The organism is Verrucomicrobiia bacterium (assembly GCA_019694135.1).
Lineage (GTDB): Bacteria > Verrucomicrobiota > Verrucomicrobiia > JADLBR01 > JAIBCM01 > JAIBCM01.
The window spans coordinates 135,822-152,593 of record JAIBCM010000003.1; the positions used below are offsets into that span (position 1 = coordinate 135,822).

13 protein-coding genes and 1 riboswitch are annotated in these 16,772 nt (G+C 41.9%); of the genes, 5 read left to right on the plus strand and 8 right to left on the minus strand.

Going from position 1 to position 16,772, the window contains the following annotated elements:
* Entirely contained in the window at window positions 1-480 is a 480-nt protein-coding gene (locus tag K1X66_05270) for a DUF4149 domain-containing protein (protein ID MBX7157776.1), read from the minus strand.
* An 80-nt stretch (window positions 481-560) separates the two neighbouring features.
* Window positions 561-681: riboswitch (SAM riboswitch) on the plus strand.
* Window positions 682-772: 91 nt separating this feature from the next.
* Between K1X66_05270 and thrC the strand changes: the two genes are divergently transcribed.
* From thrC to K1X66_05295, 5 genes are all read left to right on the plus strand, one after another.
* Window positions 773-2,032, plus strand: a complete 1,260-nt coding sequence (gene thrC / locus K1X66_05275) for a threonine synthase (protein ID MBX7157777.1) — start codon at window positions 773-775, stop codon at window positions 2,030-2,032.
* Between the two features lie 25 nt (window positions 2,033-2,057).
* Window positions 2,058-2,333, plus strand: a complete 276-nt coding sequence (locus K1X66_05280; protein ID MBX7157778.1) for a MoaD/ThiS family protein — start codon at window positions 2,058-2,060, stop codon at window positions 2,331-2,333.
* A gap of 81 nt (window positions 2,334-2,414) precedes the next feature.
* Entirely contained in the window at window positions 2,415-2,663 is a 249-nt protein-coding gene (locus K1X66_05285) for an NIL domain-containing protein (protein MBX7157779.1), read from the plus strand.
* Between the two features lie 6 nt (window positions 2,664-2,669).
* The gene (locus tag K1X66_05290; protein ID MBX7157780.1) at window positions 2,670-3,620 is read left to right on the plus strand and encodes a hypothetical protein; all 951 of its coding nucleotides are present in this window, start codon (window positions 2,670-2,672) and stop codon (window positions 3,618-3,620) included.
* Window positions 3,621-3,671: 51 nt separating this feature from the next.
* Entirely contained in the window at window positions 3,672-4,871 is a 1,200-nt protein-coding gene (locus tag K1X66_05295; protein ID MBX7157781.1) for a hypothetical protein, read from the plus strand.
* Window positions 4,872-4,909: 38 nt separating this feature from the next.
* Here the strand turns inward: K1X66_05295 and cysC are convergent, their stop codons facing one another.
* From cysC to ispH, 7 genes are all read right to left on the minus strand, one after another.
* Window positions 4,910-6,826 (minus strand): adenylyl-sulfate kinase, encoded by a 1,917-nt coding sequence (gene cysC, locus K1X66_05300; protein ID MBX7157782.1) that lies wholly within the window; start codon window positions 6,824-6,826, stop codon window positions 4,910-4,912.
* Between the two features lie 28 nt (window positions 6,827-6,854).
* A complete protein-coding gene (locus tag K1X66_05305) occupies window positions 6,855-7,658 on the minus strand; it encodes a sulfate adenylyltransferase subunit 2 (GenBank protein ID MBX7157783.1) in 804 nt (267 codons plus the stop codon).
* A gap of 381 nt (window positions 7,659-8,039) precedes the next feature.
* Complete coding sequence (locus tag K1X66_05310; protein ID MBX7157784.1) at window positions 8,040-8,813, minus strand: inositol monophosphatase; 774 nt, start codon at window positions 8,811-8,813, stop codon at window positions 8,040-8,042.
* A gap of 113 nt (window positions 8,814-8,926) precedes the next feature.
* Complete coding sequence (locus K1X66_05315; protein MBX7157785.1) at window positions 8,927-10,729, minus strand: SulP family inorganic anion transporter; 1,803 nt, start codon at window positions 10,727-10,729, stop codon at window positions 8,927-8,929.
* Between the two features lie 148 nt (window positions 10,730-10,877).
* Entirely contained in the window at window positions 10,878-14,969 is a 4,092-nt protein-coding gene (locus K1X66_05320) for an Ig-like domain-containing protein (GenBank protein MBX7157786.1), read from the minus strand.
* Between the two features lie 181 nt (window positions 14,970-15,150).
* The gene (locus tag K1X66_05325; GenBank protein ID MBX7157787.1) at window positions 15,151-15,879 is read right to left on the minus strand and encodes a ferritin-like domain-containing protein; all 729 of its coding nucleotides are present in this window, start codon (window positions 15,877-15,879) and stop codon (window positions 15,151-15,153) included.
* Window positions 15,876-16,736 carry a 4-hydroxy-3-methylbut-2-enyl diphosphate reductase gene (ispH, locus tag K1X66_05330; GenBank protein MBX7157788.1) on the minus strand — a complete coding sequence of 287 codons (861 nt, stop codon included), beginning with the start codon at window positions 16,734-16,736 and terminating at the stop codon, window positions 15,876-15,878. Before ispH ends, K1X66_05325 begins: the two co-directional genes overlap by 4 nt.
* Window positions 16,737-16,772 lie beyond the last annotated feature (36 nt).

Here is a 16,772-nt window from a genome sequence, read left to right on the forward strand (position 1 = left end):
TTAATCATTCGAAAATTTTTGTTTTGGACAAATCTCTAACCATGTCACAAGCAAAACAACAAGAAACACCACTAAATTAAGTCCCATCGCAATCCCATGCCATTTGCCAAAAGCTTTTTTCACTTCAGGATCGGGATGAGCGCCCGCTTCGATCAGTTGACTACCTAAACTTCTTACTTCAGGAGTGATTTTAAATTGAATGATAGCCAGCAATCCGATCATAACACTTAATACAATCGCTTTTAAAAAAAGACTTTTATCGACATACAAAAAAGCGCGCACTAATAAAAATAAAGTGCCTAACCCTAAGCAACCGTAACCCAAATTCCAATACCTCGGAAAAAGCAGCTCCTGTAAAACGGGTGCAATTCCTGGCACGGCACGAAAAAGCAAGGGACTCTGAATAAAAACAAACCAAATACTTGCTCCTAGCCAAAAAGCCAAACACAATACTTCAAAATTACGAACCCAACGGTGCATTTTTCAATCCTGAACCAATTATCCTTTCTTGAAAAGACGTTTCGCTTGACAGACGCATTTCATTTTATAAAGTTTACTCTCTCTTATCCAGAGCAGCAGAGGGTCTGGCCCTGTGAAGCTGCGGCAACCGGATCTCGCTTTTATTAAGCGACATCGTCAAGGTGCCAATTCCAGTCCCGCATAGGCGGGAAAAGATGAGAGGAGATTTCGAACAGGATGACTCCTCCAACTGCATCGATCTTGATGCCGCTCTCGATAAGAAAAACAGTCTCGCCACGGCGAGAAAAAAATTATGAAAGAGAGCCCTTATTTTACGAATCTAAAATGTCGAGAATGTGGTAAACTTTACCCCAAAAAAGCCATCCACATTTGCGAAGAAGATTTTGGTCCATTGGAATGTGTCTATGATTACGAAGTCATTCGACGCGATATTTCTCGAGAAAAAATTGCTGCTCGCGCCAAAAGCATGTGGCGCTATCGTGAGCTTCTGCCTTTGGATGGTGAGCCCACAATCGGTTTGCAAGCCGGTTTTACGCCTTTGATCAGAGCCAATCGTCTTGCGAAACGGCTAGGTGTTAAAGAACTTTATTTAAAAAATGATACTGTTAACTACCCCACCCTTTCTTTTAAAGATCGTGTGGTTTCTGTAGCGCTCAGCCGCGCAGTAGAATTGGGTTTCGATACTGTAGCTTGCGCTTCCACGGGCAATCTCGCCAACAGCGTGGCGGCTAATGCTGCCTCAGCCGGATTAAAAAGTTATGTCTTTATTCCTGCCGATTTAGAACATAGCAAAGTTTTAAATTCCCTGGTCTACAGCACTACCCTAGTTGGCATCCAAGGTCCTTACGATCAAGTCAATCGGCTTTGTTCAGAAATTGCAGGTAAATACGGTTGGGCTTTTGTCAACGTCAACATTCGTCCTTATTATGCGGAAGGTTCCAAAACAATGGGCTTTGAAATCGTTGAACAACTCAACTGGAAAATTCCCGCACACACCGTTGCCTGTATGGCAAGCGGCTCACTCTTAACAAAATTGCATAAAGCTTATCAAGAGCTAGTGAAGGTAGGTTTAGTCGAACCCAGCCCTTTTCATATCCATGGCGCACAAGCCACAGGATGCGCGCCTATTAGTCATGCTTTTAAACAAGGTCGCGATCTGATTCAATTTGTAAAAGAGCCAAAAACCATCGCAAAATCTCTAGCTATCGGAACGCCGGCGGATGGTTATTATGCTTTAGGTGTTATGAAAGAAACCGGCGGCTCCTGCGAAGATGTCACTGACGAAGAAATTATTGAAGCGATTAAATTACTAGCAGAAACCGAAGGTATTTTTACTGAAACCGCTGGTGGCGTTACTTTAGGTTGCGCGAAAAAATTAATCGAAAATGGCAAAATTCCTAAGGACGAACCGATCGTGCTTGTTATCACGGGCAACGGATTAAAAACTCAAGAAGTTTTGGATGGTCATCTGAGTGAACCTCACTTGATTCATCCCAGTTTAAAAGAATTTGACGCTCTTCTGGAGCGTGAAAAGGTCGATATCAAATCATAGATTACAATAAAAAGGAGAAAAAATTATGCCTATTCAAGTCACCATCCCTACCCCATTGCGCACGTTAACCCAAGGCAAAGACACCGTCGAAGCCACCGGCGCAACATTAGATGCATTGATCCAAGATCTGGAAAGCCACTATCCCGGCTTGAAAAATCGTGTCTACGACGATGCCGGTCAACTTCGACGCTTTGTCAATATCTACGTCAACGGTGAAGACGTTCGTTTCTTACAGGAAAAAAACACACCTCTCAAAGAAACTGACGAAGTGAGCATTGTGCCAGCCATCGCAGGCGGTTAATTAACTGAATGCTTCAAACTATTAGTAAATTTTGCTCAAGCTTTTGTTTGCAATTTAACTCTTTTTAGGCAAATTTTTATTATGGCCCATTTCAAAGGTCGCTACTGGCTGATTTTTAATAAAGAAACTGCATCGCGCCCGCTTATCTACGAGATGAGCAAAAAGTTCGATGTCATTTTTAACATTCGCCAATCCAGCGTCACTGGCGATATGGGACTCATCGCTTTAGAATTGGAAGGCGAACGCCCAATCATAAAAGACGTTATTGCTTGGTTCGAATCGCAAGGTGTGCAAGTGGATCCCGCAGAACTTCAAACGATTGAAGGATAACGTTTCGTGATCGCAAAATTTGAAAAATTATCCTCTCGCCAATTAAATCCCTCTGTCGGTCTTGGACTCGATATCAATCAATTGACCCTGGATGAAATTGATAAACTTTCCTTAAGCGCCTCGCTTAAAGAAAAATTAAAAGCTTGGGCTACCTATGGAATCAAAAAGAAGCGCACCACCCTTACCGATCAGCAACTCGCTTTGAATTATGAAAGAATTCAAACTGCCATTCGCAATTTTAAAAAAGCCAAATTAAAACATCTCCGAGCAAAAAGAAAACTGGCATTAACTCAAAAACAAAAAACAAAAAACAGTTTTGCTAAAATCGAAGCGGATCAAACCAAACAAGAATTTGAGAAAAACAAACAAACTCTTGAAAAGATTCAAAAAGAAAACAGTTCCCATTTAAAACTCAACCGCGAAGAGTTACACGCACTAGTCAAAGCAACTTTGCAAGTCGAAGAGCCGCAAGCCATCCAAACCAATAGTCCAGCTCCTTCTCAAGAAATTTCAAAAACATCTCAAACCGAATCCGTCAAATCTTTAAAATCCTTCACGGCATTGCCCCCGAGTGTGCAAACGGTTGTCGCTTCCTTTCTTTATAATCGGCGCGAAGCGATCGAAAAAAATGGCACCCCGGAAGAAAAAAATTTTTGGAACGCCACGGTCAAACAAAATGACTGGAAGGAAATCGCCAAAATCCTCAAAGCCACTGAATATAATTTGGATCATTTAAAAATGCGTCGCATTGCCGAAGCCGATTATCTTATTCAAAACCTCCTTCAAAAACAGCCCGCACTTACAACTGCTGCCACCCCAGTCCAAAAAACTTCTGAACCCCAAGCAACCTCCGCAAAAAGCGAAAAAGCCATGCACTATTGGAAAAAGAATCTTAATTTGGAAATTGGAAAAGCCATTCTTACTGAATGCGTCCATTCCCATAAAATTCACATATAACAAAAATATTTTGACAAACTATTTTTGCTGTTCCACCCTGTTCCATCTCTTATGGCAGGTCCCGAACAAACAACTCAGCCTGATCCTCCCTCCAAAATTAATTGGAAATTTATTTGGGAAAAAGAAGGGGGTGTTTTAAGCAAGAGTTATATTCCTGCAAAAACTAGTGGTGTCACAGTTGGCCCTGGATTTGATATCGGCCAGCATACCACAGGTGAAATTGATAAACTCAATATCAGTGATGCTCTTAAAACAAAATTAAAAGCTTTTGCCGCTTACGGCCCTAAACATCCTCGTAGTGCCACAACTGATCCCAAACTTTCTGCTGACTTCGATGCTATTTACGCTGCCACCCAGGCAATAAAAGACGCCAAAAAAGAAATTCAAAAAACCACTAAAGAAGCTAGAGAATCCAAAAGAGCTTTACAAAAAGCGGAACAAGAACTCAAAAAAACAACCGCAGCCCATCAAGACACTAAGGCTGCTATGACTAAAGTCGATGAAGCCACTAAAAAACTAAATGAAAAAGAAACTGCAGTAGAGCAAACAAAAGAAACTTTAAAAGAATCGCGAGAAACCTTAGCTGAAGCTAAAAAAAATGCCACTTTCGCCTTTACTCTAACTCCAGAAGAAACCGAAGAACTCACCAATGCCGTCATCGAAGATAAACAACCCAAATTTATCGCCGCTTACAATGAATCAGTAGAAAAAAAAGAAGCTGAAGCCAAGGCAGCAGGCCAAGAATTAAAATTAAAACGTTTCGATGAATTACCGGAAAGTGTTCAAACCGCGATTGCTTCCTTTCAATTTAACCGTGGAGAAAAACGTGGCATTACCGGCAACCAAGCAGAAAAAGCTTTTTGGAATGCCGCCGTCGAACAAAAAGATTGGAACGATGCAGCCAAACTACTTAAAGCCACACATAATGATAAGGGTTACCTAAAAACCCGTCGAAGCGAAGAAGCTGATTACCTCATTCAAAATCTTCCGAAGGAAGAAAAAAAGGAAGAAAAAATAGAAGGAAAAGATCAGTCTTTAAATGACCTTGACCCCAATCGACTTCGCGTCGCACAAAACGAGGATGGCAAAATCAAATCTACCAAAGATCAGGATTTATTAAACAGCCAGGTCAAAACCGCTTTTGCCATGCAACCTTCAAAAAATCAAACTGAAGACTTACAATATTGGAAAGAGCGCTTCGGTTCTGATAACGAAGAGGACGAAGAAGAAAAGGTAAAAATTAAAATTTAAATAAAAAACTTTCTTAAATTTTAATCGTCCTATTGAAATTAAATATTAGTTCCTGGTGCGGCTTCTTCAGCTTTTAATGGCGCATCCGAATGCGATAAATTTACCACCAATTCCAAAAGTTGATCCAGCGATTCTTGAAGAGAAATTTCCCCTGTTTTGATCTCCAAATCCGGTTTTTGTGGGGCTTCATAAGGAGAATCGATCCCTGTAAAACCTTTAATCTCCCCTGCTCGCGCTTTGCGATAAAGTTGACGTGGATCGCGTTGTTCACAAACCTCGAGAGGCGCATTAACATAAACTTCAGCAAAAACAACTCCGGCAGCATGACAAATTTCGCGCACGCGTTGACGATCTTTTGCAAATGGCGAAATCAATGAAGTCACGACAATTAAACCCGCCTCCGCCATCATTTTCGCAAGCTCGCCTGCACGACGAATATTTTCCGCACGATCTTCTGCGCTAAAGCCTAGATCAGAACATAAGCCGTGTCGTAAATTGTCTCCATCCAAGATATAACTTGTCATGCCGCGACGATGCAGACTATTTTCCAAAGCCACTGCCAACGTGGATTTGCCTGAACCAGATAATCCCGTCAACCAAATCACGGCTCCTTGATGCCCCAAACGTTCTGCTCGATCCTCACGCGTTACTTTGCCTACTGTCCAAGTAATATTTGCGCTCGTGACTCCTTGTGAATCCATTTCCTTGTTGTAGTCAGCATCATGGATAATGCCTCCTCCACCAATACGACTCCCCTGTTGTATTACAAAACGTGCCGTGGTGGGAAAACGGTCAATATTATCAAAGGCCAAAGGACGTCGGGCCCGAACAATCACCTCCGCCACTTCATTTTTTCCGATTTCGTAACGAGCTTCCTTGACTTCTTCCAACGTTGATGAATCAATCACTCGCGCAATTTTGATAATACGCGCTTCTACTTCCTGTGTTGCCAAACGCAGCGTATGCGGTGTGTTAAGTTTCAAAGGTTCATTGTGCAGCCAGAAAAGATTGGCTTTAAATTCGCGCGCCTCTACAGGCCCCTCTTTTAAATGACTGGCCAATTGCCCGCGCTCCACAAAAATTTGTTCCGTCAAGGTAATTGCCACCGACTCTCCAGCCTTGGATTCTGTGGGAGATTTTTTTGCGCCCCACGCCTCAATGGATTTCACTCGACTGCGCTTGCGATCCGGCCAAAAAACCAGTTCATCTCCGACTTTTAAAGTGCCTGACTCAATACGCCCTGCAACAATGCGACGCTTATCAAACCGATAAATATCCTGCACCATCAGACGCAAAGGTTGATCCGTGCTCGGAGCCGGTTGTTCGAAAGAATCTAAAGCATTTAAAATAACCGGCCCCTGATACCAAGCCATTTCAGCGCTAAGTTTAATAATATTGTGACCGTGCTTCGCAGAAACAGGAATAAAATAACGCGGACTTACTCCAAGCTTTGCTAAAAATTCAGAATATTCTTTTTGAATCTTTTGAAAAACTTCTTCCTTAAAATCGACCAAATCCATCTTGTTGACTGCAACGATTACTTGTTTGATGCCTAATAAAGAAAGCAAATAGCCATGACGACGTGATTGTTCTTGCACTCCTTCATGTGCATCGATCAACAAAATCGCAGCATCCGCACTCGCTGCACCCGTAATCATATTTTTCAAAAATTCTTTATGACCTGGCGCATCAATAATCACATAGTTTCGTTTTTCGGTACGAAACGGAATTTGCGTAGTATCAATAGTAATATTTTGCTCCTGTTCTTCCAACAAAGCATCGAGCAAAAAAGCATATTCAAAATCCATTCCTTCCGCCTCGCAAGCTGCACGAATACTTTCAACTTTGCCTTGAGGCAAGGAATCCGTATCATAAAAAAGTCGGCCAATTAAAGTCGATTTACCATGATCCACATGGCCTACAATTACAATTTTCAATCTTTCAGGTTCTATCATAATCAAATTCAAATTTTTTAAATACAGATCACATAAACCCCTTCGCCCGCAGTTTCTGCATCGCGTTGCGCTCGTGATGATCCTGAGCCCGACCCGCGCGTTCCGGCACTTTGGTCTGTTTAAGTTCCTCGATAATTTCGCGAATGGTGGAAGCGTTGCTGTCCACACTTTTTGTAATCGGCCAACATCCCAAAGAACGATAACGTTTCCCTTCTCGCGAAAAATACATTTTGGGAATCGGAATTTGCTCCCGATCAATATACTCCCAAATATCTACCTCCGTCCAATCCAGTAAAGGTTGCACGCGAACATGCTCTCCTGGTTTACATTCCGTAGTGAATTGATTCCAAAACTCAGGAGGTTGATCTTTATAGTCCCATTCGAACTCCGCATTGCGGGGCGAAAAATAACGTTCCTTAGCGCGCGTAGAATCTTCATCTCGCCGAATACCCGTAATCAATGCATCCCATTTATATTTCGATAAAACCTGTTGCAAGGCGACTGTCTTCAATTCATGAGTCACCGTGACCGGATCATGGGTTTCATAGCCGACTCCTCGCGCCCGCGCTTCTTCATTAATCTTCACAATTAAGTCTAAATCATAATGTTTTTTGGCCCAATCTCGATACTCCAACATTTCAGGAAATTCATAAGTTGTATCAATATGCAAAACAGGAAATGGAATTTTTCCGCAAAACGCCTTTTTACAAAGCCAAATCAAAACATTGGAATCTTTCCCCATCGACCAAGGCATCGCCAAATTCGAAAAAGCATGGTAAGCCTCGCGCAAAATGAAAATACTTTGCGACTCCAAACGATCCAAATGTGTCATCATATCAATGTCTATAATTTAAGTAGATATTAAACCGAATATCTTATCCAATCTCATTTCAAGCGCAATAGGAAAAATCCTATTCCCATTGACAAAAGAATATAAAATTCTAATTTTCTTCCCATAATGAAAATAACAAAAATTTCCTCTTTATTGGTGGCTGCTTGTTTAGGGCTTTTTTTAACAGTGGGATGTGCTTCGCAAAAATCGCATAAGCGCGGATCTCAAAAACAGTGTGCAATGAAAGAAAAATGTCATAACGATGACGGCAAATCTTGCCATAAAAAGAAGCGAGAATGTCCTCCTAATTGCGACAAGCCTTGCTGCAAGAAAAAATAAATATTTTCTCTTTTAATAAAACCACCCTTCATGGGTGGTTTTTTATTTTTCTTTCTCAAAAAAATTCGGGAGATCAACCAATTGGCCATTACTTGCTGTCATAAGATAAGAAAGAAAAATATCACTCCTGGGTAACAAATCCACTCGTCCCCCAGCTTCCTCCACCAATAAAGTTCCACCTGCAATATCCCACAGTCGGATACCTCTCTCAAAATAAGCATCCAATCTACCGCAAGCAATGTAAGCTAAATCCAAAGCAGCGCATCCATTCATTCTGACTTTACGGGCATGATTCGCTAAAAATTGCACTGAACCCCAACTTTCTTCAACCACCGATTTCATTTTTGCAAAACCCGTTGAAACCATTGCCTCATTGAGTTGCTTGCGAGCGCTCACACGAATTTTATGACCATTTAACTTTGCACCCCCACCCTTTACCGCAGTAAATAATTCATTTCTTAGCGGATCATAAGTTATCCCCAAGATCGTTTGCCGATTCTTTTGCAAAGCCAAAGTAATCGCAAAATGAGGGAAGCCATAAAAAAAATTCACCGTGCCATCAATTGGATCCACAATCCATTGCAATTCCGAAGCACCATATTCCGCAGTGCTTCCTTCTTCACCAAAAACGGTATGATCCGAAAATGCTTCCAAAATACGATGCGTCATCAACTCCTGACACTCCTGATCCAATTTCAATTTAATATCATGATCACTCATTGCATCCACTTTTAGCGTTTGCCCAAACGCCCCAATCAGCATTTGCCCCGCCTCTTGTACAATCTCAATCGCTTTAGGTAAAAAGGAATCATTCATAATTAAACACTGCCAACAAAAATAAAATAGCATAAGCAATTGTTAGGCCAGCTCCTAATAACAAGTAAGCCTTTGATAATTTCTTCATCTTTTCTTTCATAAACATTTATTTCTTAAGTTTCAGTTTTATTAATTTTATTGGCATCATAAAAAATTCTTACATCCGCCTTTGCCGTGCCCAACAATTCTTGAGCTCGTTTCAAGGCATTGCGGGTAGCAACATTAGGATTTTGTGTGGAACCAGGAAAGATATTTTCTGAACCTAGCAAATTAAAAAGACCTGAAGATTTTAAAACTCGAATCACATCTCGCATCGCGCCACTGATTAATAGATGACAACCCCGACCTCGCAAAAATAAAATCAACTCTTCCAACGCCATCACACTCGTCGCATCCAAATGACGCGCATTCTTTAACCGTAAAACAATCACCTTTAGATTCTCATCTGTTGCCACACGCCGAATTTCATTACGAAACAAATCCGAAGCGCCAAAAAACAGCTCGCCCTCAACATGAATAATGGAGATTTGCGGATTGACTCGTTTTCCCAAAGCATCCACCTCGCACAAATTGCCTTCCTCATTAAACGTATATTCTACCAATTGTGGCATCGCTGCCTTGCGCAAAAACAAAACAATAGAAAAAGCCGCCCCCAGAAAAATCGCAAAATCCAAGGGCGTTAATAGAGTCGCTAAAAAAGTCACTATTAAAACAATTCCATCCGATCGGGTCGCTCGCAGTGCAATACGGATACGACGCCAATCGACCAAACCCCAAGCTACCCGAATCACGCATACCGCCAAAGCAGACAATGGAACCCATCCAATCATGGGGCCTGCAAAAAAAACTGCCGCGGCACAAATTAATCCACTCCAAACACTTGCCAAAGAAGTTTTTGCACCACTTTCATAATTAAGTTGTGAACGAACGGGAGAAGTCGAAGCGGGCATGCCCGAAAAAAAAGCGCAAGCCACATTTGCAATACCCATACTAAGCGTGTCCTGATTCACATCGTAAGGGCGATTGGTGCGACTTGCCAACGATTTAGAAATAAAAGTGCCTTCCAAAATCGCAAATAAAGCCAAAGCAAATGCCTCATCGGCTAAGCCATAAAAACTATTTAAACTCCAAGCAGGCCAACTCAATGGCCATGATGCAAAGGGAAGAGGTACTAAAAAGCGTGCTTCAGCACCTGCCCACCGCAAAATCTGAGCGATTATTGTTGTTAACCCTAATGTAATCGCTGCAGTTGGCCATCGAGTATAATGTTTTCGAACTCCTTCATAAATACCCAACGCAAATAAGGCCAAACTTAAATCCTGCCAGCGTGTTTCATTCAGCCCATGAAATGTTAATTTCCACACATCAAAAAATGTCGTGGCCTCTCCCACACTGAACCCTAAACAATGATGCAACTGATTAGCAATAATCAGTAGTGCAGCACCCGTCATATAACCAATTACCACACTGCGCGAAACATACTGAATTAAAGTCGGAACATGCAGAAATGCCGCAGCAATTAATAAAAGTCCCACCAACAAAACTAACAAACTCAAACTGGCCAATTTATCGCCCCCAGAAGGATCCAAAATAAAAGCGCTTAAAACTAAAATCGCCGTCGCATTGGATGGCCCCAAAATAGTAAAACGCGAACTGGAAAACCAAGGACCTACAAAAGCTGCAATCGCGGAACAATAAATGCCATATTGAATCGGCAATCCTGCTACCAAAGCATAAGCCATGCCTTGTGGTAAAGCCATTAAAGCCACACTAAGCGCCGCTTTGAAATCTCCTTTGGCTTTAACCGTGTCGTAATGAGCAAAATCTTCCCGAATCGGAAAAAATTTTAACTGGCTTTTTATGGAAAGCTGTCGCCAGGAAATCTTCACTTCGCGCCATAACTCTTTCCATTTCATGTGATTCGTTATTAGTTCAACTTATGATATAACCCTTTGAAAGTAAATTAAAAGACATGCCAGGAAGCGCAACCACGAATAAAAACTCCTCTCAAGCCATTCAACGACCCAAGAGGAGCTTAATTCTTTAAGAAAAAGAAATTTAATTTTACTTTCTTCTCACCTCAAAAGGCGTGGGATTAGTAAAGATTGGAGATACAGCTTGATTGATGCCGTCTGCTCCCAAAGTTGCTTGCAATAAAACTGTCGCATTACCCGCCGGCAAATCTGCTCCCACCGATTTTGCAATAAATTTTCCTAAGCTCTTAGGTTTAGTCGCCTTGAACCCTTTGATCTTAGTCACATCTTGGAACGCCGTAACTTGTGCTACTTCGCCATTCGTATTGGTGCTAGTAAATAGGAATGCCAACTGAATTTTGAGCGGCAAAGTCGTAATATCAGCTTTCGTAAAGACATTGGTGCCGGTATCAAATTTGCCTTTTACTTTAAACGCTTTGCCCACTTTGAGTTTAGGCGTGCGTTTGGCAGGTTTGATTTTGCTAAAGGTAATAGCGAATTCCTTTCGCACTTTAACTGTTGCGCTATTCGTTAAATCATCAAAAACTGCCGTGATCGCAACATCGCCAGCGCTTAAACCCGTCACAACTCCGACATTGTCGACTGTAGCAATATTCGTATCACCCGAACTCCAAGTCGACGCAAGCGTGACATTTGTCGTGCCATTGGTGCCAATGCCCGTTGCTGTCATTTGCAGAGTTTTACCAATCGCAATAAACCCGTTAGTCGGTGTTACCACTAAATTCGTGATGCCTGTGACCGGTTCCACAATCGGGTTTACTGTGACTTGGAAAGTGTCTTCGACAAATAAACTCCCCTCATCCGTTGCACGCACGGTGATCGTAAAGACACCATTCGAGTTAGGAAGATAACTTAAAGTGAGTGTGTCTGCATTGTTATCAACTACTACACCACTGAAAATTTCAGCATCGCCACTCACAAAATTGGTCGCTTCTACGGAATAAACCAAATTCGCATCAGCCGTTTCCACGTCTTGGAAAGCGGGCGGCAAATTAATGATAGTGGGTGGCGCATTTTCATCTACGACCACATCCGCAATGCCAGCTCCTTCAATAGTGGGAGAAGTATTGGCAACAGAAGTGAAATTCCAAGTCGTCTGATTATTAATACCAGCGAAAGCGTTGTTAGCCACATCCACGAAAGCGCCATTATCAACCAGCACATGATAATCCGTGCCAAAAGCTAAAACACCGTTGGGATTAATCGTTGCCGTATTTCCTAAAATGCTAACACGAGGATCATTCACTGGGATCACTTCGAAGTTGCCCACCCCTGTTTCAACAATCGTGATATTTCCCGCTCCTACCACCACCGATTCGCTAAATTGAATCGATAAATTGGCGCTCGGGACAACGCCAGTGGCATTATCGGGTGGAGTTAAAACAGCAATGGTCGGTGCCGTAACATCTTGAACAGTATGATTAATCGGCACATTTGGGTAAGGAGCTGATGTATTAATCGTATTCGCGCTCGAAGTCACATTGCCATTGTTAACGATCTGCAAATTGATCGTGCCATTATGCGCAGCATTGGCAGCAACATTGGCGACGACTACATAACGTCGCGGTGTGCCCACTTGCACGGTTTGTCCGACAATACCAGAAAAATTAAGAGTCGCCGCATCCGCAGGCACAGTGGCTAATAAATTATCGCCCACATCAAACCCGTTATTATCATTATCGAAAAAGATGCGATAATTCGAAAAGTTTCCTGTTTGCGCGCCATTGCCTAAGTTGCGATTAATTGTGACTGCCGTGAAATTCACATCGCCATTCACTGCGCTTAATTGAAACCCATAAATCGGTTGATCCGTTGCGCCTTGATTCACATTGTTGGCTCCAGGATTACCTGTGTTGTCCACACTCAAAGCAAGCAACTCGGTTTGGAAATTCCATGTGGTTGAGTTATTGATGCCAGCAAACGCATTATTGCCGCCATCCACCAAAGCGTTATTGTCGATGAGAACATGATAGGCGGTTCCAAAGGCTAAGGTGCCCGCCGGGTTAATGGTCACGGTGTTGCCAACAATCGAAACTTTAGGATCACCAACTGGAATCACTTCGAAATTGCCGACACCGGTTCGCACAATGGTGATATTTCCCACATTTGCAAAAACTGGCTCACTAAATTGCACCACCAAATTGGCATTAGGCGCCACGTTTACTGCATTATCCAAAGGGTTAAATGAAGAAACAGTCGGCGGAGTGACATCTTGCAAAGTGTGCGCAATCGGCGCATTCGGATAAGGAGCGATGCTAGTGATCGAAGCAGAAACTGTAACATCCGCATTATTGACAATTTGCAAACTGATTGTTCCATTATCCACTGCGTTGGCTGCCACATTGGCCACAACTACATAACGTCGCGGTGTGCCCACTTGCACAGTCTGTCCTACGATACCATTAAAATTAATCACTGCATTGTCCGCAGGAACGGTAGCTAATAAAGTATCGCCTCCATCAAAGCCATTATTATTAACATCGTAATAAAGCCGATAATTGCTCACATTATTTAACTGCGCGCCATTACCCAAAGCGCGCGCAATCGCGACGGCGGTAAAATCCGCATTGCCATTAGCTGCCGTGAGTTGAAATCCGTAAATCGGTTGATTGAGTGAACCTTGATTCAGATCACTTGCCACAGGATTGCCCGTATTATCCACAGTCACTTGCGTGGCCACCGTGGTAAAATTCCATGTGGTTTGATTATTAATGCCAGCAAAAGGATTGGCATTCAAATCTGTGAAAGCGCCCGCATCAATCAAAATATGATAGGGTTTATTCAATCCCAAAACTCCAGCAGGATCAATCGTCACAGTATTTCCTACAATGTTCACATTCGGATTGTTGGCAGGAATGACTTCGAAATTGCCCATGCCTGTTTCTACAATCGTAATATTTCCCACACCCGCTTGCACGTTTTCATTAAATTGAATGACTAAGTTGGCATTGGGGCTAATATTAATCGCATTATCAGCAGGAGTGAGTACGGAAATGGTAGGTGGCGTGCCATCTGCTACAGAATGATTCACAATTACTCCCGGATAAGGAGCCGTTGTATTGACGATCGTTCCCGAGTTAACCGTAATATTGGAATTGTTAACAATCTGCAGCCCCACTGTTCCTCCTATCACTGCAGCTGGCGCCACATCGGCAATGACCACGTAACGTCGCGGCGTGCCCACTTGCACAGTTTGCCCCACAATACCATTAAAATTAATCACGGCATTGTCTGCAGGCACGGTGGCCAATAAAGTATCGCCTCCATCAAAGCCATTATTATTAACATCGTAATAAAGCCGATAATTCGAAAAGTCGCCGAGCACTGCACCATTTCCTAACGTTCGCGCAATATTGACCGCAGTAAAATCAATGTCTTGATTATTCGCTGTCAACTGAAACCCAAAAATCGGCTGATCTACCGTTCCTTGAACATGGCTCGCAGCCAAGGGATTACCCGTATTATCCACTGACAAAATCCTGCCCGCAGCCGCTGCAAAACTGTCGTCGATATTTAAGTCGTCAATACCCATCTGACCATAGACAGCACTGGTAGCCTGACGCAAAGCAAAACTCGTAATATTAGCAAAAACAGCTGCTGGAACCGTAGCAATCGAAGTATCAGCAATACTCGTTGGATTGACCCAAAGTGTGATATTATCATTAGCGGCATTTTCTGTTAAACGAACAACCACTCGAATATCTTGATTAATGGGTAAGTCAGTTGCCCAAGTTACAGAAGGGGGCGCGTTGTTATTATTGCTTAACCCTAATCGAAAAGTGCCAGCGGGACCTGGTCTTAATGTAAAAATACGCCCATTAAAATTGCCTCCTGTTCGAAATGAAGCGATATAATCTCCATTCGCTCCTGCAGTTGGCGCGGTTGTCATATTAATTGTAAAACCCGCAAAAATACTTCCTGCTCCACCCCAAGCAAAAGCTGAAGCCACATCTTCTGATTGAGCTGCAGTAATTTGAGTCCTTCCTCCTGTTACTTGCATTTGATTCGCCGTCCCTGAAAAAAATGTCCACGCTCCGCCTATCGAAGGCATTTGACCATTTAAATTACCATCCACTGGAAACGAATCTTGCAAATACGTCACACTTTGTCCCAGTTGTGTTAAAGATAATAAGGTTAAAAAAAGAAATAGTTTTTTCTTCATAAAGATTTTCCTTTTGATTTTTTGAAATTGAAATCCCCCCAGATTCTTCATGCAATTTGCGCGAACTATCTCACTCCTTTATAAAATTGCAATCTTAATTTCTCGTTGCTTCCAAATCCCAGTGAACCGATAATTCCTCTCAAGAAAAATCGCTACTCACAAGTAATAAGCAATAAAATACTTAAACACTCATAAAATGGTTTATGAATTGAAAAACATATTTTAATTTTTTAAAGCTTTTGCGATTAGATTCCATAAAGTTAAGCTGATCCAACTTAAAAACTTGTAAATGCAGCAACCAAACAGCCACCATCACAACTCCATTAAGTGAAACCATGCCTAATTGGGTTAAGTATAATAGAATTTTAGCTCGTCCCCGCCACATAAGCGCCAATCTTTCACACTGAAATCTAATGTGCCAAACTTCATCGGCTAAAATATTTTCGCAAAGTCGTTTTAGAACAGGACACCCCGAGCGTCGTGCTAAAATACCATAATAAAGTTCTGCCATATTTTCTATAATAAGAACGGTAACCGTCCAAATTTCGATATGGCCCATAAAATATCTTACCTTCCTAAAACAAAAGTCACCCATATCACTCGCCAATCTTTTTACTCCTACCGAATCCAAATACTGTCCCAACATTTCGCCATGATGCTGCTCTTCTTTAATAAAGCATTCGATTGCTTTGAAATAGTAAGGATCCTCTTTAAAAAATCGGCTTCGTTTTACAGCAGATTTGAGGTGAGCGCCATCTGAAGTTTCTCCTTTTTGCCATGCCTGCAAAGATCGGATCAGTTTTTTATTGCTGAAAAATGCAATATTAGGATTCTCAGATAAATACAATGACCACGGATTTTTCAACCTCTTTTGAAAATGATGACACCAAAAATCGGAAGATTTCATCATGCGACCTCCTGATTAAAGCGACCCTGAATCGCTTCCAATTTTTTTATTACCGCTTGAATCGTAGATTCTGGAGTCGAAGTGCCTGCGGTTACGCCGACTGTCATAGAATCATCAAACCATGATTCGCAAATTTCTTCGGCTCTCTCCACTTTATGAACCGGACAATTTAATTCACGAGCTAAATGAACTAATTGAGTGCTATTGTTGCTATTTTTACCTCCTATCACGATGAGCAAATTCACCTCTTTCGCTAATTCTTTCACTGCATTCTGTCGATCTTTCGTGGGTTGGCACACCGTATCGCAAAACTTAATTTCTGCATAAGGTCGCATCCTTTTTAAGATCTCTAAAAATGCTTGCACCGTTTCTACACGAAAAGTTGTTTGCGCAATCACTCCAAGACGTGGATAAGCAGGCAATAAAACCATGTCTTCTTCTTTTTCAATTACTACCGCATTGGGATAATCACCTGTTAATCCCTTGACTTCAACATGATGACGTTGACCAATTACCACAGGATGATAACCTTGCTCGACTAACCGCGCTAAAGTGTGATGCGCTTTTTTGACAAGTGGACAAGTGCCATCGAAAAGATGTTGAGCACGGCTTGCTAAGGACTGTCGCATATGATTCGAGACACCATGCGCCGTAATCATTACTCTTTTATTTTCTAAAGTTTCAGGATTTTCCAACGTTTTATTAATATATGCGCCCCGTTTTTGAAGTTCTTCTAAAACAATCGGGTTATGCACCAGTTCACCCCAAATAGTGAGCGATTTTGCATTTTGATAGGCAAGTTGAATAGCGTCTTTAACGCCAAAACACATGCCATAAGCTTTTGCTAGTTTTATTTTCATTTGTTATGACTCCTTTATTTAGTTTTTAGGTTAATT

What these genes read in the sequence shown, in the direction of transcription:
- K1X66_05315 (MBX7157785.1), bottom strand. Translation starts at nt 10,729, where the DNA reads ATGAAATGGAAAGAGTTATGGCGCGAAGTGAAGATTTCCTGGCGACAG.
- K1X66_05270 (MBX7157776.1), bottom strand. Translation starts at nt 480, where the DNA reads ATGCACCGTTGGGTTCGTAATTTTGAAGTATTGTGTTTGGCTTTTTGG.
- thrC (MBX7157777.1), top strand. Translation starts at nt 773, where the DNA reads ATGAAAGAGAGCCCTTATTTTACGAATCTAAAATGTCGAGAATGTGGT.
- K1X66_05295 (MBX7157781.1), top strand. Translation starts at nt 3,672, where the DNA reads ATGGCAGGTCCCGAACAAACAACTCAGCCTGATCCTCCCTCCAAAATT.
- K1X66_05325 (MBX7157787.1), bottom strand. Translation starts at nt 15,879, where the DNA reads ATGATGAAATCTTCCGATTTTTGGTGTCATCATTTTCAAAAGAGGTTG.
- cysC (MBX7157782.1), bottom strand. Translation starts at nt 6,826, where the DNA reads ATGATAGAACCTGAAAGATTGAAAATTGTAATTGTAGGCCATGTGGAT.
- K1X66_05310 (MBX7157784.1), bottom strand. Translation starts at nt 8,813, where the DNA reads ATGAATGATTCCTTTTTACCTAAAGCGATTGAGATTGTACAAGAGGCG.
- ispH (MBX7157788.1), bottom strand. Translation starts at nt 16,736, where the DNA reads ATGAAAATAAAACTAGCAAAAGCTTATGGCATGTGTTTTGGCGTTAAA.
- K1X66_05305 (MBX7157783.1), bottom strand. Translation starts at nt 7,658, where the DNA reads ATGACACATTTGGATCGTTTGGAGTCGCAAAGTATTTTCATTTTGCGC.
- K1X66_05280 (MBX7157778.1), top strand. Translation starts at nt 2,058, where the DNA reads ATGCCTATTCAAGTCACCATCCCTACCCCATTGCGCACGTTAACCCAA.
- K1X66_05285 (MBX7157779.1), top strand. Translation starts at nt 2,415, where the DNA reads ATGGCCCATTTCAAAGGTCGCTACTGGCTGATTTTTAATAAAGAAACT.
- K1X66_05320 (MBX7157786.1), bottom strand. Translation starts at nt 14,969, where the DNA reads ATGAAGAAAAAACTATTTCTTTTTTTAACCTTATTATCTTTAACACAA.